This is a genomic window from Nocardiopsis yanglingensis (assembly GCF_045809185.1).
In the GTDB taxonomy this organism is placed as follows: Bacteria; Pseudomonadota; Gammaproteobacteria; order Xanthomonadales; family Xanthomonadaceae; genus Stenotrophomonas; species Stenotrophomonas yanglingensis.
Genome location: NZ_JBJNRH010000002.1, coordinates 154,185 through 174,653, shown reverse-complemented (window position 1 = coordinate 174,653; position 20,469 = coordinate 154,185). Strand labels below are relative to the sequence as shown.

Here is a 20,469-nt window from a genome sequence, read left to right as displayed (position 1 = left end):
GCCGCTGCCGGGAGATTGAACTGATGGATGTGCTGCTCGCCAACCCGCGTGGTTTCTGTGCCGGTGTCGATCGTGCGATCGAGATCGTCAAGCGCGCGATCGAAACGCTGGGCGCGCCCATCTACGTCCGCCATGAAGTGGTGCACAACCGCTTCGTGGTCGATGACCTGAAGCAGCGCGGCGCGATCTTCGTCGAGGAACTCGACGAGGTTCCGGACAACAACACGGTCATTTTCAGCGCGCATGGCGTGTCCCAGGCCGTGCGCCAGGAAGCCGAGCGCCGTGGCCTGAAGGTGTTCGACGCCACCTGCCCGCTGGTGACCAAGGTCCACTTCGAAGTCGCCCGCCACTGCCGTGCCGGCCGTGACGTGGTGCTGATCGGCCATGCCGGTCACCCGGAAGTGGAAGGCACCATGGGCCAGTGGAACCGCGAAGCCGGTACCGGCCAGATCTACCTGGTCGAAGATGTGGAGCAGGTTGCCACGCTGCACATCAACCAGCCGGAAAACTTCGCCTACACCACCCAGACCACGCTGTCGGTGGACGACACGCGCGGCATCATCGATGCATTGCGCGAGCGTTTCCCGGCGATGCAGGGCCCGAAGAACGACGACATCTGCTACGCCACGCAGAACCGCCAGGACGCCGTGCGCGACCTGGCCAAGCGCTGCGACCTGGTGCTGGTGGTCGGTTCGCCGAACAGCTCCAACTCCAACCGTTTGAGCGAGCTGGCCCGCCGAGAAGGCGTGGAGTCGTACCTGATCGACGGCGCGCATGAAATCGACCCGGCGTGGGTGGTGGGCAAGCAGCACATCGGCGTGACCGCAGGTGCTTCGGCGCCGCAGGTACTGGTCGATGGCGTGCTGGCACGCCTGGCCGAGCTGGGTGCCAGCGGCGTGGGCGAGCTGGATGGCGAGCCGGAATCGATGGTGTTCGCGCTGCCGAAGGAACTGCGCCTGCGCCTGGTCGACTGACCGGGCCTGACTCTGGTGGGTGCGGACCTTGGTCCGCACTGCTTCTGGATACATCCCATCCACGCGTGGCGTGGATCTACTGAAACTGCTCTGGTGGGGGCGAACCAGCACAAGGTGGGTGCGAACTTTGGTTCGCACGCTTCCGGGCGTGCACGGATGGGCGCTCGCCCATGACCTTTGGCCATGGGGCAGGGCACCGCACAGGCCTAGCATCGGAGGATTCTCCGTTGTTGGAAGTTGCCCGATGAAGACCCGAGCCTTGGCGATGTCATTGCTGTTTGCGCTGGCGGCCACGCCTGCACTGGCGCAGACCTCGCCACCGGCGAACGCGGCGGCTCCCGGCCTGCTGCGCATCGATGTGGACGCGCGCGATCTGGCCCGGCGCATCTTCAAGGTGACCGCTACGGTGCCGGCCAAGCCCGGCCCGATGACCCTGCTGTACCCGCAGTGGATTCCCGGCAACCATTCGCCCACCGGCCCGATCGACAAGCTGGCCGGCCTGCGCGTGACCGCCAACGGCAAGCCGCTGGCCTGGCAGCGCGACCAGTTCAATGTCTATGCGTTCAAGGTGAACGTGCCCGAGGGCGTGAGCGAGATCGTCGCCCACTTCGATTTCCTGTCCTCGCAGGGCGGCAGCCAGGGCCGGGTGGTGATGACCCCGGAAATGCTCAACCTGCAGTGGAACGCCAACTCGCTGTATCCGGCCGGTGTCGATGCGCGGCTGCTGCAGGCGCAGGCCAGCGTGACGCTGCCCAAGGGCTGGTCATTCGCCACCGCACTGGAGACCGCGCGCCGCGACGGTGACACCGTGGTGTTCAAGCCGATTTCGTATGACCATCTGGTTGATTCGCCCTTGTTCGCCGGCGAGCACTACCAGCGCATCGATCTCGACCCGGGCGCGAAGGTGCCGGTACACCTCAATGTGTTCGCCGACGAGGCCAAGTCGCTGAAGCCGAGCGAGGCGCAGATCACCATGCACCGCGCGCTGGTGCAGCAGGCCGACAAGCTCTATGGTGCGCGTCACTACAACCACTATGAATTCCTGCTCGCGTTGACCGACCGCCTCGGCGGCATCGGCCTGGAGCATCACCGTTCCAGCGAGAACAGCGCCGACCCGGGGTACTTCACCGAGTGGGACAGCAATGCGTGGATGCGCGATCTGCTGCCGCATGAGTACACCCATTCCTGGAACGGCAAGTACCGTCGCGGCGCGGATCTCGCCACCGCCAACTTCAACACGCCGATGGGCGACAGCCTGCTGTGGGTATACGAAGGCCAGACCCAGTTCTGGGGACAGGTGCTGGCGGCGCGTTCGGGCCTGTGGTCGGTCGCGCAGGCACGCGACATGCTGGCCAACGTGGCCGCGACCTATGACCGTGGCCGCCCCGGCCTGGCCTGGCGCCCGCTGCAGGACACCACCAACGACCCGACCATCGCCCAGCGCCGCACCCTGCCGTACCGCAACTACCAGATGAGCGAAGACTACTACTCCGGCGGCCAGATGCTGTGGCTGGAAGTGGAGGGCAAGCTGCGCGAACTAAGCGGCAACCGCCGCAGCCTGGATGACTTCGCGCGTGCATTCTTCGGCGTCGGCAATGGCGACTGGGACGTCAACCCGTACACCTTTGATGACGTGGTCGCGACCTTGAACGGCATCGCCCCGTATGACTGGGCCACGTTCCTGCGCGGGCGCCTGGATGGCCACGGTTCGTTGACCGGCGGTCTGGAGCTGGCAGGTTGGAAGCTGGTCTATCGCGATACCCCGAACGACGCCTACAAGGCACAGGAAAAACGTGCCAAGGCGGCGCTGCTGGCGTATTCGCTGGGCGCGACCGTGCTCGACAGCGGCGCGGTGGGTGACGTTATCTGGGACAGCCCGGCCTTCAACGCTGGCCTGGCGCCGGGCATGAAGGTGATTGCAGTTGGCGGGCGCGAGTACAGCAGCCAGCGGCTGAAGGATGCGGTGGCAGCAGCGGCGAAGGACAAGGCGCCGATCGTATTGCTGGTAAAGCAGTTCGACCGTATCGAGAGCATGAACATCGACTACCACGGTGGCCTGCAGTACCCGGTGCTGGAGCGCATTGCCGGCAAGCCTGACCGCTTGGCGGACCTGTGGAAGGCGCGATGAAACCGCGCGCCCGCGATGGTCTGATCCTGCTGATGGCAATCCTCGCCATCATCGGCGCGTACCTGCAGGGTGATGGGCGCTGGCTGCATTGGCTCGCCAAGCCGGCCACCACGCTGCTGATCGCTGCCATCGTCTGGCGCGTGCATGATCCGGTGCAGCCGTTCTACCGCCGCGCGGTGCTGGCCGGCATGCTGCTCTCGTGCATGGGCGACATCGCGCTGATGCTGCCGGTGGACGCGTTCGTGCCGGGGCTGGTCGCGTTCCTGTTGGCGCACCTCTGCTACATCGTCGCCTTCCGCGATGGCCTGCGTGCCGGGCGCGGCCTGCTCGCCGCCAGCGTCCTGCTCGGCGCGTTTGCAGTACTCAATGTACTTGGCCTGTGGCCGCACCTGCCCGCACCGATGCGCATTCCGGTGTTGGCCTACGTGGTGGTGCTGGCCTCGATGGCGGTGCTGGCCCTGGCACGCCAGTGGCGCCGGCCACAGCCTGATGCCGTGGAAGCCCGAAGCGCCCGCTGGGCCGCGGCAGGTGCATTGCTGTTCGTCGCCAGCGATTCACTGCTGGCCTGGGACCGCTTCGCCGGCGGCCTGCCGCTGGCCAGCCTGCTGGTGTTGTCCACCTACTACGGCGCGCAGTACGCCATCGCGCGCTCGGTGAAGTAGCAAAAAAGGGGACGGAGGGAATTAAGTCGTATACGCCTTGATGCTGCATACGACTTAATTCCCTCCGTCCCCTTTTTGAGGCCTACTGGCGACTTACGCTGCGGGCGCTGCCCTGTGCGTCGAACTGCAGTCGCACCGATTCGCGATCACCGGCCACTTCGTCCGGCAGCCATACCAGTTTGCCGGCTTTGCGCACGATCACGTAGACATGGCCGACTTCGGATGCGGGGTTCTGCAGCGCATTGCGCTGTTCCTGCAGCGCTCTGGCCACGCGTGGCACGGCATCGAAATCGATGCTGGCCAGAGGCGTGCTGCTGCGTTGCAGGCTGATGGTGGGAGCGAACTGTTGTGGGTTCACTGGATTGCCCTTGCGCCATTGGCCACGCTCGAAGTGGTAGCTGTCGACGTGGGTTGGCTGCTGTGGATCGACCAGATCCAGGTTGATGCGACCATCATCGTAGAAGTGAATGCTGTGGAAGACCGTCAACCGCTGTCCGGCCAGTCCCGGCAGCTGCTCCAGTGCCTGGCGCGCGGCCTGCAGATAGTCCGCATCGAACAGATGGTTGTTGCGTTCGGGAATGGGAGCCGGCCGTGGATCGGGAATCGGTGCAAGCGATGCGGGTTTCTCGCGCGACGGCTGCGTACCGATGGGTGCTGGCAACCGGTCGCGTTGCACCGAGTGGCCCAGCGTTTCGCCGATGGTCTGCATGGCGCCGCCAGCAACGGCCACGCCGGCCAGCACCAGCAGTACCAGCGAGAACAGCAGCCGCGTGGAGGGCGGCTGTTTCATACTCCCTCCAGGCGCACGTTGCTGCGGTCATCCGGGTCGTACAGCAGCGTCACGTGCTCGCGCGGGATGTTGGCCAGTTCAATCAGCGGGATGAAACGGCGCACGCGGACCTGCTGCACGTTGCCTTCGCGGTCGATGTATTCCAGCTGGAACTCCACCTGCGGTTGTTCGTTGAGGTAGGTGCCGGTCTGACGCACCTTCACCACCCTGGCCTCCACGCCGATGCCACGATACTTCAGCGCATCGCCGCGGGCATCGGCGTGCAGCAGGCGGCCGAGCAGGCGCAGGCCCAGCGCATAGCCACACAGCACCAGCGGGCACACCAGCAGCGGGTGACCGAACGACAGGAAGGTCCAGCCCAGCCCCTCGCTCTGCAGCCGGTAGGCCCCCACATAGGCAGCAGCAACAGTGGCGATGCCGAGTGCTGCACCGATGCCCCGCCGCCACAGGCCGGCGACATCCAGTTCAGGCTGGGCACCGTCCAGCACGATGTTGGGGAATGCCCCGGGCGTCCGGCCCAGGCGCGCATCGATGTGCCTGCCCACCTCGAAGCGATGCAGCTGGGGTTTACTGTCGACCACCAGCATCTGTTCGCGGATCGGCGTACCGGACAGGTTCTTGAAGGACAACTGCAGTTTCCATTGCGCGAAGCCGCGCACCTGCACGCCGGTCTGTTCGGCCTGCTCGATCATCGCACTGCGCGGTTCACCGTCGACCAGGATCGACTGCACCCGGTGCAGTGCACGCGGCGGCGCCAGCAACAGGTAGTGCAGGAAGGCGAACAGCAGCGTCAGCCACAGCGCCAGCGACAACGCGAGCAGCAACAGTGCCTGCCACGGTGCACTGCGGTCGACCAGCGCCACCGGCCACGAGGTGCCGAGATAGAGGATGCAGGGGAAGGGCAACGCGAAGAACAGCAGGAACGCGCCCCAGAACCAGAGATAGGCTTTCATGGGGGAAGGGGACCGCGGTGGAACAGGGCGCGTAGATTACTACGCTTCAGCGGAACTGCAGGGTAAGCAGGTAATAGCGACCGAGCGGATCGTCCAGCCCGGGCATCTGCCCGCCGTTGCCGACCAGGAAGTTCACCGGTTGTGCATCGAGCACATTGTGCACGTCCAGTGCCGCGACGATGCGTGGGCCGAGGCGGCGTGCCAGGTGCAGGTTCCAGCGCAGCTGGCGTGGATTCATGCAGTGGTTCTGTTCGACCTGATCCTGCGGGCACTCGGCCCCGGGCAACCAGGCACGGGTGCGACCGACCTGATTACCGCGCAGGGCGATGTCCCAGTTGCTGTTCTGCCATTGCACGTTCAACACCGCAGCCAGCTCGGGTGTCACGTGGCCGCGCAGGTCCACGGCGGCCTCGTGGTCACGGCGGCGACGCAGCTCCTGCTGTTTCAGTGCATCGAGCGACAACAACCACTGGCCGTTGCTGCCGCTGTCGATGCGGTACTCGCCACGCAGCACCCAGTTGCGGGACGTGGTGCGACCGATGTTGTCGAACGACAGGCGCAGGCTGCTCAGGTGGCCGTCTTCATCCAGTTCCCAGGTGCTGCGATTCCACACTGCGTCGCTCGGCTGCAGGGCGAGGATCTCGTTGCGCAGTTCCACGATGTTGTGGGTCAGCGACAGCGAGAACGTGTCGTTGGGCGTCCACGTGGCCGCCAGCGAATGGCTGCGCGATCGCTCGGCCTTCAGTGCATCGTTCTCAACCACGTTGGCCGTGACGCTGCAGCCGCCACCGCGCGTAGCGATTGCACATTCCGGAAGCGCACTGGACACCGGAAGCGCGATCGAGCCGAAGTAGCCGGGAGGCCGCCGTTGCTCGAACAGGCTCGGCGCACGGTAGCCGCGCCCGCTGGCCAGCAGGAACGACCAGTGGGGTGTGGGGCTCCAGCGCAGCCCGGCACGTGGCGAGAATGCCATGAAGCCGCCATCGCGGTCCCAGCGTGCAGCCAGGTCCGCGCGCAGCGTGGGTGCCAGCGGCAGGCCCAGCTCGGTGTAGACGCCACTGCTTTGTCGTGACAGTTGGCGTTGCTGCTGCGGCAGGCCCAGCGCAAGGTCGCCCTGGCTCAGCAGCGCGTCCGGACGCGAGACCCAGCGTTCATGGCGCAGGTCGATGCCGGTGGCCAGCTGCGCATTGCCCCCGGGCATCGCCATCAGCTCACGCTGCACGCCCCACCAGCCCTGCCATTGTGCGGTGCTGCCGCGGTTGCGGATGGATGGAAACAGCGTGTCCACATCTGCTGCCGGTGGTGCGTCGAAACCGGGAGTGAACCTGCGCGCCTGCGTTGCTTCAAGCAGGCGTGCCGTGCGCACGGTACCAGCAGTGGACAAGGTGACTTCGCTGCGCTGCGCGCTGATGCCCGCCTCCCAGCTGCGCCGGCCCTGGTCACGGCCGATGCCGAAGGTGACGTCCGCATCGGTGGCGCGGACGCTGGGGCGCACGTTGCCGGCCTCGCGCAGCACAGTGTTGAAGGTGATTCCCCGCGAGACCACCGCAACGGCAGTCGGGCCCAGGTCGAAGCGCTGGCGGTTGTGACTGGCCCGTGCCTCGACATAGGCATAGCGTCCCTCACCATGTTCATGCCGGTAGTGCAGGTAGGCCGACGCAGTATCCGAAGCAGGCTGCAGCGAACGCGGCCGCGCGCTGTCAAACCAGCAGCCATCCTCGCGCCGCTTCAGGGGCGGCTCGCAGCGCCGGGCAGGCACGTACCAGTTGCCGAAGATCGCGCCGATCGGATACAGCGAAGTTTCTGCATGCCAGTCACGCTGGTCACCGGCGACATGCTCGACACGGTGCAGATCGAGGCCGGCAAACCAGCGGTCCCCGTTGCCGCGCGCGCCGCCGGTGGCGGCCTGCAGGCGGTACTGGCCGGCATCACCGCGGCTGCTCAGGCCGGTCTGCAGCATGGCTTCGGGCCCATCGGCCTGGTCGCGCAGGATGATGTTGACCACGCCGGACATGGCATCGGCCCCATAGATGGCCGAGGCACCGCCGCGCACCAGTTCGATGCGGTCGACGAAGCTCAGCGGAATGCCGCCGAGGTCGGTGAGCCCGCCTTGTTCCAGCGATACCATCGGATAGCGGGGCAGGCGCCGGCCGTTGACCAGGAACAGGGTGGCACGCGGTCCCATGCCGTCGAAGCTGGTTGTGGCTGCAGCACCGACCGGCAGGTACTGCGAATCACCACTGCGTGCGCTGCTCATTGCGGGCAGGCCATTCATGCCGGGCAGATGCCGCAGCAGGTCGAACAGACTGCCGTAGCCACTGCGCAGGATGTCGGAGCGGTCGATCGTGGTGACCGGCAGCGTGGTCTGTACCGAGGTGCGTGGCAGGCGGCTGCCGGTGACGTGGATCGGTGCCAGTTCCACCTGGCGCGGCGATTCGGGGAGGCTGTGCAGAGGTGCCGGCGCCGCCACCGGGGCGGGTGCTGCAGCGATGGACGCGGTGCGGACACGGCGAACCACGAAACCACCAGACGGCGTGCGCAGGATGGTCACCGGCATGCCGGCAACCAGCTGTTTCAGGGCGCTGGCCGGATCGGTCTGGCCATGCGCGCCGTCGGTGTGAAGTCCTGACAGCTCACGGCCATCAAACATCAGGGCGATACCGCTCTGCCGCGCCCATTGCTGCAATGCCGACGGCAAGGGGCCGGCGCCGATGCGGTAATCGTGGGCGGCAGCGGACTCACCGGCCATGGCCGCAGGCACTGCCCCCAGCAGCAGCGCCACGCACAGCAGCGGCCGGAGCAGCCTCCACTGCAGCGCGCCCGGTCCTGCCATCACCGCAGACCTCCTCAGTACGTGCGGCGCAGTTCCAGCGCGCCATCCGGGCGCGTCTGGCCAGCGACGGACCAGCCCAGTTCCAGCGCGGACAGCAACTCCTGTGCATCGCCTGCGCGGAACGTGCCACTGACCGCCAGATCGGTGATCTCCGGATCAGCGATCACCAGCGGTGTACGGCCATAGCGGTTCATGCGTTCGACCACGATCGACAGCGGCGTGGCATCGAATACCAGTTGCCCATGCAGCCAGCCCTCGGCCGCCGCCGTGGACGACAGCGCCGGGCCGGGCTGGATGCGCCCGGACGGCAGTACCTGCAGTTGCTGGCCGGGTGCCAGCGTGTGCTGGGCCACACCGCTGCTGACCTCCACCGCACCTTCCAGCAGCGCGACTTCGACCAGACCATCCTGCAGGCGTTCGACCTGGAAGGTTGTGCCGATATCGCGGATCGTGCTGCTGCCGGCACGCAGCTGCAGCGCCTTGCGCGACGGCGCGACCTGCAGCTGCAGGCGGCCGCGTTCGAGGTCCAGCTCGCGATGGCGCCAGCCGAAGCGGGCATGCAGCGCGGTGCCGGCATCGAGCGTGACCACGCTGCCATCGGCCAGCGTCAGCTGTTGCGGCAGATGGCCGTCATTGGCATAGCGCTGGGGGGCGGGATTGCCATCCACGGCCACCATCCAGCCCATGCCGATGGCGAGGCAGACGCCGGCGGCGGTGGCGAGCGCAGGCAGCCAGCGGCGTCGGGGCGGTCGCGCCGCGCGTGCCGCTGCGGTGCGCAGCCAGGGATCAGCGGCCAGGCCCTTGCCCTGCTGGAACAGATTCTCGGCCTGCACCCAGGCTTTGACATGGGCAGGATCTTCAGCCAACCAGTCTTCGAACGACTCGCGCTCGGCCGGCGTGCAGTCCGGGGCTTCCAGCCGCGCCACCCAGGTGCTGGCACGCTCGAACAGCGAGGCGTCTTCCCTGTGCCGGTGGCTGTTCATTCCGCATCCCTGTCGTTGTGCAGTGGGTCTGGTCCCAACTCCTGGCGCAGGCCCTGCAGGGCACGGGCGATGTGTTTTTCCACGGTCTTGGCTGTAATTCCACAGTGCCGCGCGATCTGTGTATAGCTCATTCCGGTGATCCGGTTGAGCAGGTACACCTCGCGCGCGCGCTCGGGCAGTTTGAAAAGGGCCTGCCGCAGCAGGGAGAGCATCTGCCCGGACTCGGCCTGGCGCAATGGATCCGGTGACGAACTGGTGGGCTCGTCACTGCCATCGTGCTCGGCCAGTGACAGATGCGGTCGCGATTGCGGCGAGCGGCCGCGATCCGCCAGGCGGTTGCGGGCGATACGATACAGCAGCAGGCGCAGTTCGTCGGGGGCATGCGCACGATAGCGGATCAGCCGCTCCATGCAGTCCTGGGCGATGTCCTCTGCATCCTCCGGCCCGACGCCCCGCGTGCGCAGGAACGCGCACAGCGGCGCACGTTCTTCACGTACGAACGCGATGAAGGCGTCCGCAGGCACGGGCGGCTCCGGCGCGTGATGGATCAGGGGGGACGGGGCGGACAGGGCTGGCCTCGACGGACATTGGCGGATGCGTCATCGAGTTTTACGCGACGATGACCGGATGGGGAAGAGTGTGTAGTACTGCGCTTCCCATTGTGAATGTGTTCATGTTCATCGGCGGGGCATGCTGGGGGAGTTCGCGGTACTCCGACGTTTGACTCTGTACCCGCGTGTTGCGGGTGGAGAGAGAGAACGTATGAAGCATTCGAAGTTGAGCCTGGCCCTGGCCGGGCTGATCGGCGTTGGTGCCATCGCGGCAGCTGATGACGTCATGGCAATGAGTTATCACGTGCAGGGTGACCGCATCTTCCTCAGCGGCGGCGTCACCTATGCCGACGTTGTGTCGCTGCCGGCGTTGCTGGCCAAGGCGCAGGCCGAGGGCCGGCCGATCCGTGAGGTGGTGCTGCGCACGTCCAATGGTGGTGCGTTGATCGCCGGCGAGTGGCTGCAGGGCATCATCCGCACCTCCGGACTGAACACCATCGTGTCCGGCAATTGCATTTCATCCTGCTCGATCATGCAGTCGGGTGGCGTCGAGCGCTATCTGGCCGGCGACCTGCCGATCATCGACTCGGTGCAGATCCACGCGGCCAGCAACGGCGGCAAGGTGATCTACACGCCGTCGCCGCGCATGACCCAGATCTATACCGGCAACTATGGTGGTGGCATGGATGCCGGCCTGCTGCACAAGGCCATGTACGAGGTGGTGCAGCCGAACGGCCTGCTGGTGTTCCGCGATCCGGCTCGCGGCACGGGCCCTTCGGTCACCTTCGATCCCGATGGCAGCGGCAGCAAGCTGGAGTCGTTCCCCGGGCAGGACATCTACAGCAACAAGATCATCACCGCGAGTGGGTACCGCGATCCGGGCGATACGTTGAATGTGAGTGCGAACGTGAGCGGCGACATCAATCCCGGCTACCTGCGCACCGGTCGCCAGCTGCAGACCTTCGTCGACGATGATTTCGCGCGATGGAATACCAACTGGCAGTCCAGCTACATCAACCTGGCGCAGAGTATCTACAACGCCTCCAGTAATGGTCCGCAGGGAATCGGCGCGAATTCGGTACAGGACTACCAGAACGATCCCACCTACAAGGCCCTGCTGCTATCCAAGCTGCGCCTTGGCGACCTGGATGTATCCACGCTGGACAACTCCATGGGCGTGATCCGCGTGACCAACGGCGCCACCTGGCGGACCTCCGTGACCACCGGTGCCGACTTCATGCTGGTCGACAACGGCACCATCGCCCTGGAGGGCGGCGCCCTGCGTGCTTCGGAAGTGCGCGTGATGAGCGCCGGCATGCTGGTTGGCCACGGTGACGTGGCAGGTACCGCGATGGATCTCAGTGCACTGGCCAGCGGCACGCGCCCGTCCTGGCGCGAGGATGGCTTCAACCGCCTGCGTGTCTACGGCACGCTGATGCCGCGTGGTGGCGATCTGGTCACCCACGGCTACGTCAACATCATGCCGGGCGGCAAGGTGTTGTTCGACGTTACCGAAAGCGGCGGCGCTGGTAGTGGCCGCATCCGTGTGGGCAGCTTCTTCGACAGCAAGCAGACCGACGGCGCGCTGGTGATCTCAAAGGGCGCCTTCCTCGAACTGAACGTGGCGCAGGGCTACTACGGCCAGGATTTCCGTCGCGATCTCGTGCAGGGCCCGATCTACCAGGGCGGGTTCGAAGAGGCTGTGCGCCTGGGCGATACCGGCTACAGTGCCAGCATCACTGGCGGTGAGGTGTTCCGTCCGCGCCACAACTCGCTGCTGAGCTTCAACGTGAAGCAGACCGCCGATGGCCTGTGGCTGACCGCCAACCCCGGTTTTGACCAGCTGGGCCTGTTCGCCAACGGCACCTCGGGTGATGGCCTGGGCCGCGCGCTGGCCACGGCATCCGACCGCCAGGACAGCAGCCTGAAGTCGCTGCTGGGCGCGCTGCAGTTCGCCGACCGTGATGTGATCGCGCAGCAGGCCGGTGCCCTGCGCGGTGATGCGCACGCGAGCCTGCGCCTGGCCGACAACGCGTTGGTAGGCAGCATCGGCAACGTGGTGCAACAGCACCAGACGGCGATGCGCAGCGGCGGTGATGCCGACGGCCTGGCCTCGCAGGTGGCGCAGTCGGTCTCCTCCCAGCCGGGCATGCGCCACGGCAGCCTGTTCAACCAGCTGGCGATGCATCTGGTCGAGCCGGCGTCGGGAGGCGTTGCGGGCAGCGGTGATGCGGGACGCAGCCATGGCATCTGGGCGCGCGGTTTTGCCAGCCATGGCCGCATCGATGCTGACGGCGGCGTGGCCGGCCTGAGCCACAATGTCGGTGGCATCGTGATCGGTGCCGACACCCGCGTGGCCGATGACCGCGTCACCCTGGGCGTCAGCGTGGCGGCGGCCGATATGTCGACCAAGGGCAGCGACGGCTCCGATTTCAGCGGTGACGTGCGCGCGCTGGACGTGGGCGGCTATCTGGACGCGACCTATTCGCGAGGCTACCTGTCGGCAGCAGTGCGCTATACCGATCTGCGGCATGACACCCGCCGCAGTGTCAGCGGCATCGATGGCCTGCAGCAGCCATTGCGTGCGAAGTACAGCAACGATGCGATCTCCGCGCGTGTGGAACACGCGTTTTCGTTCACCACCGGCAAGGGTCTGGTGATCCAGCCGTTGCTGCCGGTGGTGGACTACGCGCGTACCTCAGCCACCCGCTTCAACGAAGGGCAGGGCGCAGGTGCACTGGTCGGCCGCAGCGGCAGCCTGGAGAGCATCCGCGTGGGCGCGGGCCTGCAGCTGTTCAAGACCTTCGAGGGTAACAACGGCGAGCGCATCACCCCGCGTGCCCGCGTGGTCTGGCAGAAGGAGCTGGGCGATTCGCAGGCGCGCTACAGCACCGGCTTCGCTGCGGCACCGGATCTGGTGTTCGGCGCCAGCAGCCAGGCGGTGGGCGAGCAGGTGCTGGCCTGGAACGTGGGCGTGACCAGCCGTGCCAGCGAGCGGCTGTCGATCATGGCCGACTACTTGGGCGAGCGCCGCGATGGGCAGATCCAGAACGGCGTGATGCTGGGCCTGGGCTACCGGTTCTAAGCGGCACGTGGCACCGGCGATGCCTGCATCGCCGGTGCCATCCCCAGAGGGTGCGTTGCTGCGGTATGGTCGGCGTGGCATTCCACCCAGGCCCGTCCATGCAGATCGCCGTCTTCAGCGCCCGCCCCTATGATCGTCGTTTCCTTGAGGAGGCCAACCAGCGCGATGCCGCTGGAAAGGGCTTCGCGTTCGTGTACTTCGATGCCGCGCTGGACGTGCATACCGCCGCGCTTGCGCAGGATTGCGCTGCCGTCTGCGTGTTCGTCAACGACCGTCTCGATGCGCCGGTACTGCACGCGCTGCATGCGCTGGGCGTGCGCGCCGTACTGCTGCGCTGCGCCGGCTTCAACAATGTGGACCTGGCCGCCGCAAAAGCGCTGGACCTGTTCGTCGCACGGGTGCCGGCCTATTCGCCGGAGGCGGTGGCCGAGCACGCGTTGGCGCTGGTGATGACCCTCAACCGCCAGACCCATCGTGCCTACAACCGCGTGCGCGAGGGCAACTTCATGCTCGATGGCCTGCTCGGACGCACCTTGTATGGGCGCACCGTCGGCATCGTTGGCACCGGCAAGATCGGGCTGGCTACCGCGCGCATCTTCAAGGGCATGGGCTGCACCGTGCTGGGGCACGACCCGTACCCGTCGCCGGCCTTCGCTGGCGTGGGCGACATGGTTGGACTGGACGAACTGCTGGCGCGCGCCGACATTGTCTCGCTGCATTGCCCGCTGACGCCCGATACCCAGCACCTGATCAATGACGCCTCGCTGGCGCGGATGAAGACCGGCGCGATGCTGGTCAACACCTCGCGCGGCGCACTGGTCGATACCCACGCGGTGATCCGCGCGCTGAAGTCGCGCCGGCTTGGCCATCTGGCCATCGACGTCTACGAACAGGAAAGCGCGCTGTTCTTCCAGGACCTGTCTGGCGAGATCATCGACGACGAGGCCTTCCAGCGCCTGATGACCTTCCCCAACGTACTGGTGACCGGCCACCAGGGCTTCTTCACCGTGGAGGCGCTGCAGGAGATCTCGGCGATCACGCTGGGGAACCTGCAGGATTTCGCCGAGGGGCGGGTGTGTGCGAACCGGGTGGAGGCGGGCTGAGCCGGGTGGATTGACCGCCGGGGCGCCCAGCCCGTAAAATCGCGGGCTCCGCCGGAATAGCTCAGTTGGTAGAGCGGCGCATTCGTAATGCGTAGGTCGCAGGTTCGACTCCTGTTTCCGGCACCAGTTGTATGAAAAGCCCCGGCCTTGGTCGGGGCTTTTTGTTTGGGCTGTGCTGGCGCGGCCCGGCCCTGGCGGAAGCGTCCGATGGAACTGCAGGCATGTACCGGCTCGGTCGGGGTCATTACCATTGCCGTCGTGGATTGCTTGCGGCGCTGGGCTGGACTGGGCAAGTCAGTTTCAATCAACAGGGGATGTCATGAAGAAGATCGTGGTGAGTCTGATTGCGTGCGTCGTTCTCGCCGGCTGTGCGACCCGTCAGATCAGCTCCGAACAGGCGCAGCCGGTGCCTGCCGAGCGGATTTTCGCCTTCAATGGGATGGAGGACAGTGCTTCCGGACAGGTAATCGTTACGCGCGACGTCGGCGTGGTTGGTGGGGCCTGCCCACTTGCACTGTATATCGACGGCACCCTGGCAGCCCATCTGCAGCGGGGCGAGTCTGTCTCGCTGTCTGTGCCTGCCGGGAATCGCATTGTCAGCGCAAGTTTCGCGGGTAAAGGGCTCTGTTCGTGGGGGGATGAATCGGCGCACAGGCGCGAAATTTCCCACGTGGTCACGGCGGGTGGCAGAACCAAGATCCGTCTCGCATTGACCCATGATGGTGTGATTCAAATCGGTCCGACCGCGTTCTAGACGCACTCCACGCAAGACGAGCAGTTACATCAACAGGAAGCCCTGGCCGTTGCCGGGGCTTTCTGTTTGTGCCCGAAGGGAAAGGTCGGTCGGCAAAGTCACCGAAGCAAACACAGCTTCATTGACGTCCAACGATCCCCGCACCCCGAGCCAGCCACCACGCGAGCTGCCGGAGATACCCACCTGCTGCTCCCGCCGATGCGCCGATCAGCAGGCGTGCAAGCACTCTGGTTCCGCGCGCGGCGCGCTCCCGCACCCAAGGCAGTACCGCCACCACCTGCGCACCCAGCAACAACACCAGCACGTCCAGCCCGAGCGCGTCCACCACCGGCAGCAACGGCGACAGCGCCGGATTGCAGGCCAGCACGATCACCAGCGCAGTACCCAGCACGGCCACCAGGCGGCGCCCGGCGGGCAGGGTGGTCCAGTGCAGCAGCCGGTTGATCAGGCGCATGGCGTTCCTTGTGTCACGTGCAGGAGTCCTCATCAGGCTCAATCGGCCGCACCGGCTGCCGCAGCACGGTTTTCAACCGTGCCGCGTCGGTCCTGCGCGGGTCGCTCAGGTAGATCTCATGATGGGGGCCGGCAAAGGTGTATCCCAGTGCGGGCATCAGTTCGTCATGCAGATGCGCCAGGGTGGGGCCTTCGTCGTCGTAGGCGCCCACGTGCAAGGTCTGCAGGCTGGGGCCCTCGGCAAGGATTTCATGGCGAAGGCTGGGCGGAGCCTCTCCCAGCTTGGTGCGCGCCTTGCCGATCGCGGCCTGCCACTGCGCAGGGCCGATGCCCTCGGGCGTGCGGATCATTACGGTCCAGGCCCACTCATCCTTCCGCCGCGCGACGAAGCTGGCCGGATCCTCGGCGCTCCACAGTGCTTCCAGCGGTGGCACCACGTAGTCCTGGCCCATGGCCTTCAGCGCGAACTTCAGTGCATAGCTCACCGAGTACAGCCACTGCACGGCCTGCAGGTAGGCGGGGGCGGTATTCGGATCACCGTGGCCGTCGACCATCACGTAGGGCAGGGCCGGTACGTCCACAGTCACGAACCGGCCCACCGGGGGCTGGTACAACGCGCGATCGCGCTTCCTGAAGTCGATCTTGTCCACGGGCCTTCCTCCTGCGCCGAGCATCCCATGCCAGGCACTCGCCAGCACGCCTGAACATGTTCAGATGACTTTGCCGAACGAGGGCGGACCGCCGGCCAGCACCAGATGCTAGGATGCCGCCCCCGGGCGTCCTGCCCGCCGCGCCTGCGCACTGCGACAACGTGTCGCAGCCTGAAACGGGCCTTTCCTGCGCCCGATCATTGTCAATGCCTTTCTTAAATGGTGGGTGACGGCCTAAAATTGAAAGGCTGACTCGACCCCACCTCCCTGCCTGTCTTCCGGACCGGTGGGACCGGCTTTGGCCGGAACAGGCAGGACGGGGAACGGCATTCCCTCGCAATTGGATCGACCGATGATTCCGTTGAAAACCCTTGGGCGCTGGTTGCGCCCGGGCCTGCTGCTGTCGTTGCTGGTGATGCTCACCGGTTGCGATGCGGTGGCCATCCTCAGTCCGAAGGGCCAGATCGGCCAGGATGAGAAGACCCTGCTGATCACGGCCACCGTGCTCATGCTGCTGGTCGTCATCCCGGTCATCATCATGACCCTGACCTTCGCGTGGAAGTATCGCGCCTCCAACACCAAGGCCCGTTACGAGCCGAAGTGGTCCCACTCGACGGCGATCGAGGTGGTGGTGTGGTCCATTCCCTGCATGATCGTGCTGGTACTGGCGGTCCTGACCTGGCGCTCGTCGCACGCACTGGACCCGTACAAGCCGCTGGATTCGGACGTCAAGCCGGTCACCATCGAGGCGATCTCGCTGGACTGGAAGTGGCTGTTCATCTATCCGGAAGAGAAGGTGGCGGTCGTCAACGAAATCAAGTTCCCGGTCAACACGCCGCTGAACTTCAAGATCACGTCCGATTCGGTGATGAATGCCTTCTTCATCCCGCACCTGGGCAGCATGATCTACTCGATGGCTGCGATGGAGACCAAGCTCCATCTGATCGCCAACGAGACCGGTGAATTCCCGGGCATGTCCTCGCACTACAGCGGCGCGGGCTTCGCCAAGATGCACTTCACCGCCTACTCGGTCACCGATGCCGAATACCGCCAGTGGCTGGACCAGGTCCGTGCCGGCGAGCAGACCCTGGACAAGGCTTCGTTCAAGGCGCTGGGTGAAGCACGCAACGCCGAGTGGTACCCGGTCACCTACTTCGGCAAGACCGAAGAAGGCCTGTTCGACTGGGTCATCGCCAAGCACATGGGTGACAACAAGCATTACGGCATGAAGCACGAGCACAAGGCCCCGGCCGACGGTGCTGCTGCTGAAGGCCACGACGCCCATGCAGGTCACGAGGGCCACGAAGGCCACGCCGACGCTGCTGCCGCTCCGGCCGAACACGCCGGACACACTGCTGACGAGCACGCCGCCGCCGGTCACGCCGGCCACGCGGGCTCGGGAGAATGAACATGTTGGGAAAACTCTCTCTTGAGTCGATCCCCCACGATCCGATCGTCCTGACGACGTTGATCGGCGCGGTTCTTGGTGGCCTGGGCGTCATGGCCCTGATCACCAAGTTCAAGCTGTGGGGCTATCTGTGGAAGGAGTGGTTCACCTCGGTGGACCACAAGAAGATCGGCGTGATGTACCTCATCGTCGCCTTCGTCATGCTGCTGCGTGGTTTCTCCGACGCCATCATGATGCGTACCCAGCAGGCGCTTGCCGTCGGCGGGTCCGAGGGTTACCTGCCGCCGCACCACTACGACCAGATCTTCACCGCCCACGGCGTGATCATGATCTTCTTCGTGGCGATGCCGCTGATCACCGGCCTGATGAACCTGGCCGTGCCGCTGCAGATCGGTGCGCGCGACGTCGCGTTCCCGTTCGTCAACTCGCTCAGCTTCTGGCTGTTCGTGTCCGGCGCGGTGCTGATCATGCTGTCGCTGTGGATCGGTGAGTTCGCTGCCACCGGCTGGCTGGCGTTCCCGCCACTGTCGGGCATCGAATACAGTCCAAGCGTAGGCATGGACTACTACATCTGGGGTCTACAGGTCGCAGGCCTGGGTACCACGCTGAGCGGTATCAACTTCTTCATCACCATCTTGAAGATGCGTACCCCCAGCATGAAGCTGATGCAGATGCCGGTGTTCACCTGGACCGCCCTGGTGACCAACGTGCTGATCGTCGCTGCCTTCCCGGTGCTGACCATCACCCTGGTGCTGCTGACCCTGGACCGTTACCTGGGTACGCACTTCTTCACCAATGACGGTGGCGGCAACGCCATGCTGTACATCAACCTGATCTGGATCTGGGGTCACCCGGAGGTGTACATCCTGGTCCTGCCGGCATTCGGTGTGTTCTCCGAAGTCATCGCGACCTTCTCGCGCAAGGCGCTGTTCGGCTACAAGGGCATGGTCTACGCCACCGCCTGCATCGGCGTGCTGTCGTTCATCGTGTGGCTGCACCACTTCTTCACCATGGGCTCGGGTGCCAACGTCAATGCCTTCTTCGGCATCACGACGATGATCATCTCGATCCCGACCGGCGTGAAGATCTTCAACTGGCTGTTCACCATGTTCCGCGGTCGCGTGCAGTTCACCACGCCCGTGCTGTGGACCATCGGCTTCATGGTCACCTTCACCATCGGCGGCATGACCGGCGTGATGCTGGCGATCCCGGCCATCGACTTCGTGCTGCACAACAGCCTGTTCCTGATCGCCCACTTCCACAACGTCATCATCGGCGGCGTGGTGTTCGGCATGTTCGCCGGCATCACCTACTGGTGGCCGAAGATGTTCGGCTTCCGCCTCAATGAGTTCTGGGGCAAGTGCGCGTTCTGGTGCTGGTTCATCGGCTTCTACGTGACCTTCATGCCGATGTACGTGCTGGGCTTCATGGGCATGACCCGTCGTCTGCAGAGCACCGTCAACCCGGCCTACGAGCCGCTGCTGCTGGTGGCTGCCGCAGGTGCCTTCATCGTGGGTGCCGGCATCCTGTGCCAGATCATCCAGGTGGCCGTGTCGATCCGCGACCGCAAGAAGACCGCCGACCTGACCGGCGACCCGTGGGATGCCCGTACGCTGGAGTGGGAAACCTCTTCGCCGCCGGCCTTCTACAACTTCGGCACGCTGCCGGAAGTCACCGAGCTGGACGATTTCTGGGAGCGCAAGCAGCGTGGTGAAGCCTGGCCGAAGCCGGCCAAGTACACCGACATCCACATGCCGCGCAACACCGGCACGGGCGTTGTCATCGGTGCCTTCAGCCTGGTGTTCGGCTTCGCGATGATCTGGCACATCTGGTGGCTGGCCATCGTCGGCTTCGTCGGCATGATCGCCACGTTCATCTACCGCACCTTCGACCAGGACGTGGACTACTGGGTCCCGGCCGCGGAGGTTGAACGCATCGAGAACGAACACCGCAAGCACCTGGAAAACCAGGGCCTGGTGAAGTCGGAGCTGAAGGCATGAGCACCAATACCTCGACCCTGAGCCACGGGCACGCCGCGCATGCGGCGGCCCATGGCCATGACGACCACGAGCACCACGACACCGGCGGCAACACCGTCTTCGGTTTCTGGGTGTACCTGATGAGCGACTGCCTCATCTTCGCCTCGCTGTTCGCCACCTACGTGGTGCTGTCCGGCGGTACCGATGGTGGTCCCACCGCGAAGGACCTGTTCGAGCTTCCGTTCGTGGCGTGGGAAACCGCGCTGCTGCTGACCTCGTCGCTGACCTTCGGCCTGGGCATGATCGCCATGCACCGCAAGCAGATGGGCCAGATGTACCTGTGGCTGGGCATCACCTGGCTGCTGGGCTTCGGCTTCATGTGCATGGAAGTGTGGGAGTTCCAGCACCTGATCCATCAGGGCTACGGTCCGGACCGCAGTGCCTTCCTGTCGGCGTTCTTCGCCCTGGTCGGTACCCACGGTCTGCACGTCAGCGCCGGCCTGCTGTGGCTGCTGGTGATGTTCGTGCAGCTGAAGAAGTACGGCCTGACCCCGACCAACAAGACCCGCATGGCGTGCCTGAGCCTGTTCTGGCACTTCCTGGACCTGATCTGGATCGGCGTGTTCTCCGTCGTCTATCTCAATGGAGCGCTGTAATGGCACATGACAACCATGCACACGACCACGCCGCCGGCGGCGAGAGCCACGGCAGCGTCAAGTCCTACCTGATCGGCTTCGTGCTGGCGGTGGTGCTGACCGTCATCCCGTTCTGGATGGTGATGTCGGGCGACTTCTCGCGCACCGTCAACGGTGTGGTGATCGCGGTCACCGCGGTGCTGCAGATGCTGGTCCACCTGGTGTTCTTCCTGCACCTGGACCGCTCTTCGGAAAGCCGCTGGAACGTCAACGCTGCAGCCTTCACCGTCGTGGTGATCGGCATCATCGTGATCGGCACCCTGTGGGTCATGCACAACATGAACGTGCACATGATGCACTGACGTCCTCGCGACGTTGCCACGCAGAAAGGCCGCCCTCGGGCGGCCTTTTTGTTTGCCTGCGAATGGGTAGTGCCGGCCGCTGGCCGCCAGCCAGTAGATCCACGCCATGCGTGGATGGGAGCGTGCAGGATCCATCTGGGGTCAGAGCCCTGGCCTGCGGCAAGGG

The 20,469-nt window shown here is 65.4% G+C and carries 17 protein-coding genes and 1 tRNA gene; 11 read left to right on the top strand and 7 right to left on the bottom strand.

What is annotated here, in order from left to right:
• Positions 1-23 precede the first annotated feature (23 nt).
• From ispH to ACJ7C5_RS03995, 3 genes are all read left to right on the top strand, one after another.
• The gene (gene ispH / locus ACJ7C5_RS04005; RefSeq protein ID WP_049428543.1) at positions 24-974 is read left to right on the top strand and encodes a 4-hydroxy-3-methylbut-2-enyl diphosphate reductase; all 951 of its coding nucleotides are present in this window, start codon (positions 24-26) and stop codon (positions 972-974) included.
• 244 nt (positions 975-1,218) lie between these two features.
• Positions 1,219-3,102: a M61 family metallopeptidase gene (locus ACJ7C5_RS04000; protein ID WP_412703117.1), complete on the top strand. Its 1,884-nt coding sequence runs from the start codon at positions 1,219-1,221 to the stop codon at positions 3,100-3,102.
• Positions 3,099-3,764, top strand: coding sequence for a lysoplasmalogenase (locus ACJ7C5_RS03995; protein WP_412703116.1), 666 nt, complete (start codon positions 3,099-3,101; stop codon positions 3,762-3,764). Before ACJ7C5_RS04000 ends, ACJ7C5_RS03995 begins: the two co-directional genes overlap by 4 nt.
• Positions 3,765-3,846: 82 nt before the next feature.
• Here ACJ7C5_RS03995 and ACJ7C5_RS03990 read toward each other — a convergent pair whose 3' ends face one another.
• The 5 genes from ACJ7C5_RS03990 to ACJ7C5_RS03970 are packed head-to-tail and all read right to left on the bottom strand — an operon-like array spanning position 3,847 to position 9,847.
• Positions 3,847-4,554 carry a hypothetical protein gene (locus ACJ7C5_RS03990; RefSeq protein WP_412703115.1) on the bottom strand — a complete coding sequence of 236 codons (708 nt, stop codon included), beginning with the start codon at positions 4,552-4,554 and terminating at the stop codon, positions 3,847-3,849.
• The gene (locus tag ACJ7C5_RS03985) at positions 4,551-5,507 is read right to left on the bottom strand and encodes a hypothetical protein (RefSeq protein ID WP_412703114.1); all 957 of its coding nucleotides are present in this window, start codon (positions 5,505-5,507) and stop codon (positions 4,551-4,553) included. The genes ACJ7C5_RS03990 and ACJ7C5_RS03985 overlap by 4 nt, the downstream gene beginning before the upstream one ends.
• Positions 5,508-5,553: 46 nt before the next feature.
• Positions 5,554-8,340, bottom strand: a complete 2,787-nt coding sequence (locus ACJ7C5_RS03980) for a TonB-dependent receptor plug domain-containing protein (RefSeq protein ID WP_412703113.1) — start codon at positions 8,338-8,340, stop codon at positions 5,554-5,556.
• Between the two features lie 14 nt (positions 8,341-8,354).
• Positions 8,355-9,323, bottom strand: a complete 969-nt coding sequence (locus ACJ7C5_RS03975; protein ID WP_412703112.1) for a FecR family protein — start codon at positions 9,321-9,323, stop codon at positions 8,355-8,357.
• Positions 9,320-9,847: an RNA polymerase sigma factor gene (locus ACJ7C5_RS03970; protein WP_080354881.1), complete on the bottom strand. Its 528-nt coding sequence runs from the start codon at positions 9,845-9,847 to the stop codon at positions 9,320-9,322. The genes ACJ7C5_RS03975 and ACJ7C5_RS03970 overlap by 4 nt, the downstream gene beginning before the upstream one ends.
• Positions 9,848-10,085: 238 nt before the next feature.
• Here ACJ7C5_RS03970 and ACJ7C5_RS03965 point away from each other — a divergent pair, with 238 nt between their 5' ends.
• The 4 genes from ACJ7C5_RS03965 (at position 10,086) to ACJ7C5_RS03950 (ending at position 14,816) form a co-directional block, all read left to right on the top strand.
• A complete protein-coding gene (locus ACJ7C5_RS03965; protein ID WP_412703111.1) occupies positions 10,086-12,959 on the top strand; it encodes an autotransporter outer membrane beta-barrel domain-containing protein in 2,874 nt (957 codons plus the stop codon).
• Between the two features lie 98 nt (positions 12,960-13,057).
• Positions 13,058-14,062 carry a 2-hydroxyacid dehydrogenase gene (locus ACJ7C5_RS03960; RefSeq protein WP_412703110.1) on the top strand — a complete coding sequence of 335 codons (1,005 nt, stop codon included), beginning with the start codon at positions 13,058-13,060 and terminating at the stop codon, positions 14,060-14,062.
• Between the two features lie 50 nt (positions 14,063-14,112).
• A tRNA-Thr gene (locus ACJ7C5_RS03955) sits at positions 14,113-14,188 on the top strand.
• Between the two features lie 193 nt (positions 14,189-14,381).
• The gene (locus ACJ7C5_RS03950; protein WP_412703109.1) at positions 14,382-14,816 is read left to right on the top strand and encodes a putative periplasmic lipoprotein; all 435 of its coding nucleotides are present in this window, start codon (positions 14,382-14,384) and stop codon (positions 14,814-14,816) included.
• 118 nt (positions 14,817-14,934) lie between these two features.
• Here the strand turns inward: ACJ7C5_RS03950 and ACJ7C5_RS03945 are convergent, their stop codons facing one another.
• Both ACJ7C5_RS03945 and ACJ7C5_RS03940 read right to left on the bottom strand, forming a co-directional pair.
• Complete coding sequence (locus ACJ7C5_RS03945; protein ID WP_094000278.1) at positions 14,935-15,270, bottom strand: hypothetical protein; 336 nt, start codon at positions 15,268-15,270, stop codon at positions 14,935-14,937.
• A 13-nt stretch (positions 15,271-15,283) separates the two neighbouring features.
• On the bottom strand, positions 15,284-15,919 hold the full coding sequence (locus ACJ7C5_RS03940) for a GyrI-like domain-containing protein (protein WP_412703108.1): 636 nt from the start codon (positions 15,917-15,919) through the stop codon (positions 15,284-15,286).
• A gap of 352 nt (positions 15,920-16,271) precedes the next feature.
• Here ACJ7C5_RS03940 and cyoA point away from each other — a divergent pair, with 352 nt between their 5' ends.
• From cyoA to cyoD, 4 genes are read left to right on the top strand one after another with little or no spacing between them, the layout of a single operon-like run.
• The gene (cyoA, locus tag ACJ7C5_RS03935) at positions 16,272-17,327 is read left to right on the top strand and encodes a ubiquinol oxidase subunit II (protein WP_100439258.1); all 1,056 of its coding nucleotides are present in this window, start codon (positions 16,272-16,274) and stop codon (positions 17,325-17,327) included.
• A 2-nt stretch (positions 17,328-17,329) separates the two neighbouring features.
• Positions 17,330-19,327, top strand: a complete 1,998-nt coding sequence (cyoB, locus tag ACJ7C5_RS03930; RefSeq protein WP_412703107.1) for a cytochrome o ubiquinol oxidase subunit I — start codon at positions 17,330-17,332, stop codon at positions 19,325-19,327.
• Positions 19,324-19,962 carry a cytochrome o ubiquinol oxidase subunit III gene (cyoC, locus tag ACJ7C5_RS03925; RefSeq protein ID WP_110711620.1) on the top strand — a complete coding sequence of 213 codons (639 nt, stop codon included), beginning with the start codon at positions 19,324-19,326 and terminating at the stop codon, positions 19,960-19,962. Before cyoB ends, cyoC begins: the two co-directional genes overlap by 4 nt.
• The gene (gene cyoD, locus ACJ7C5_RS03920) at positions 19,962-20,303 is read left to right on the top strand and encodes a cytochrome o ubiquinol oxidase subunit IV (RefSeq protein WP_014036396.1); all 342 of its coding nucleotides are present in this window, start codon (positions 19,962-19,964) and stop codon (positions 20,301-20,303) included. Before cyoC ends, cyoD begins: the two co-directional genes overlap by 1 nt.
• The last annotated feature ends 166 nt before the right edge of the window (positions 20,304-20,469 follow it).

Bases quoted from the DNA above. Each gene is read 5' to 3' on its own strand.
- ispH (WP_049428543.1), top strand. From the start codon at position 24: ATGGATGTGCTGCTCGCCAACCCGCGTGGTTTCTGTGCCGGTGTCGAT.
- ACJ7C5_RS04000 (WP_412703117.1), top strand. From the start codon at position 1,219: ATGAAGACCCGAGCCTTGGCGATGTCATTGCTGTTTGCGCTGGCGGCC.
- ACJ7C5_RS03995 (WP_412703116.1), top strand. From the start codon at position 3,099: ATGAAACCGCGCGCCCGCGATGGTCTGATCCTGCTGATGGCAATCCTC.
- ACJ7C5_RS03990 (WP_412703115.1), bottom strand. From the start codon at position 4,554: ATGAAACAGCCGCCCTCCACGCGGCTGCTGTTCTCGCTGGTACTGCTG.
- ACJ7C5_RS03985 (WP_412703114.1), bottom strand. From the start codon at position 5,507: ATGAAAGCCTATCTCTGGTTCTGGGGCGCGTTCCTGCTGTTCTTCGCG.
- ACJ7C5_RS03980 (WP_412703113.1), bottom strand. From the start codon at position 8,340: ATGGCAGGACCGGGCGCGCTGCAGTGGAGGCTGCTCCGGCCGCTGCTG.
- ACJ7C5_RS03975 (WP_412703112.1), bottom strand. From the start codon at position 9,323: ATGAACAGCCACCGGCACAGGGAAGACGCCTCGCTGTTCGAGCGTGCC.
- ACJ7C5_RS03965 (WP_412703111.1), top strand. From the start codon at position 10,086: ATGAAGCATTCGAAGTTGAGCCTGGCCCTGGCCGGGCTGATCGGCGTT.
- ACJ7C5_RS03960 (WP_412703110.1), top strand. From the start codon at position 13,058: ATGCAGATCGCCGTCTTCAGCGCCCGCCCCTATGATCGTCGTTTCCTT.
- ACJ7C5_RS03950 (WP_412703109.1), top strand. From the start codon at position 14,382: ATGAAGAAGATCGTGGTGAGTCTGATTGCGTGCGTCGTTCTCGCCGGC.
- ACJ7C5_RS03945 (WP_094000278.1), bottom strand. From the start codon at position 15,270: ATGCGCCTGATCAACCGGCTGCTGCACTGGACCACCCTGCCCGCCGGG.
- cyoA (WP_100439258.1), top strand. From the start codon at position 16,272: ATGATTCCGTTGAAAACCCTTGGGCGCTGGTTGCGCCCGGGCCTGCTG.
- cyoB (WP_412703107.1), top strand. From the start codon at position 17,330: ATGTTGGGAAAACTCTCTCTTGAGTCGATCCCCCACGATCCGATCGTC.
- cyoC (WP_110711620.1), top strand. From the start codon at position 19,324: ATGAGCACCAATACCTCGACCCTGAGCCACGGGCACGCCGCGCATGCG.
- cyoD (WP_014036396.1), top strand. From the start codon at position 19,962: ATGGCACATGACAACCATGCACACGACCACGCCGCCGGCGGCGAGAGC.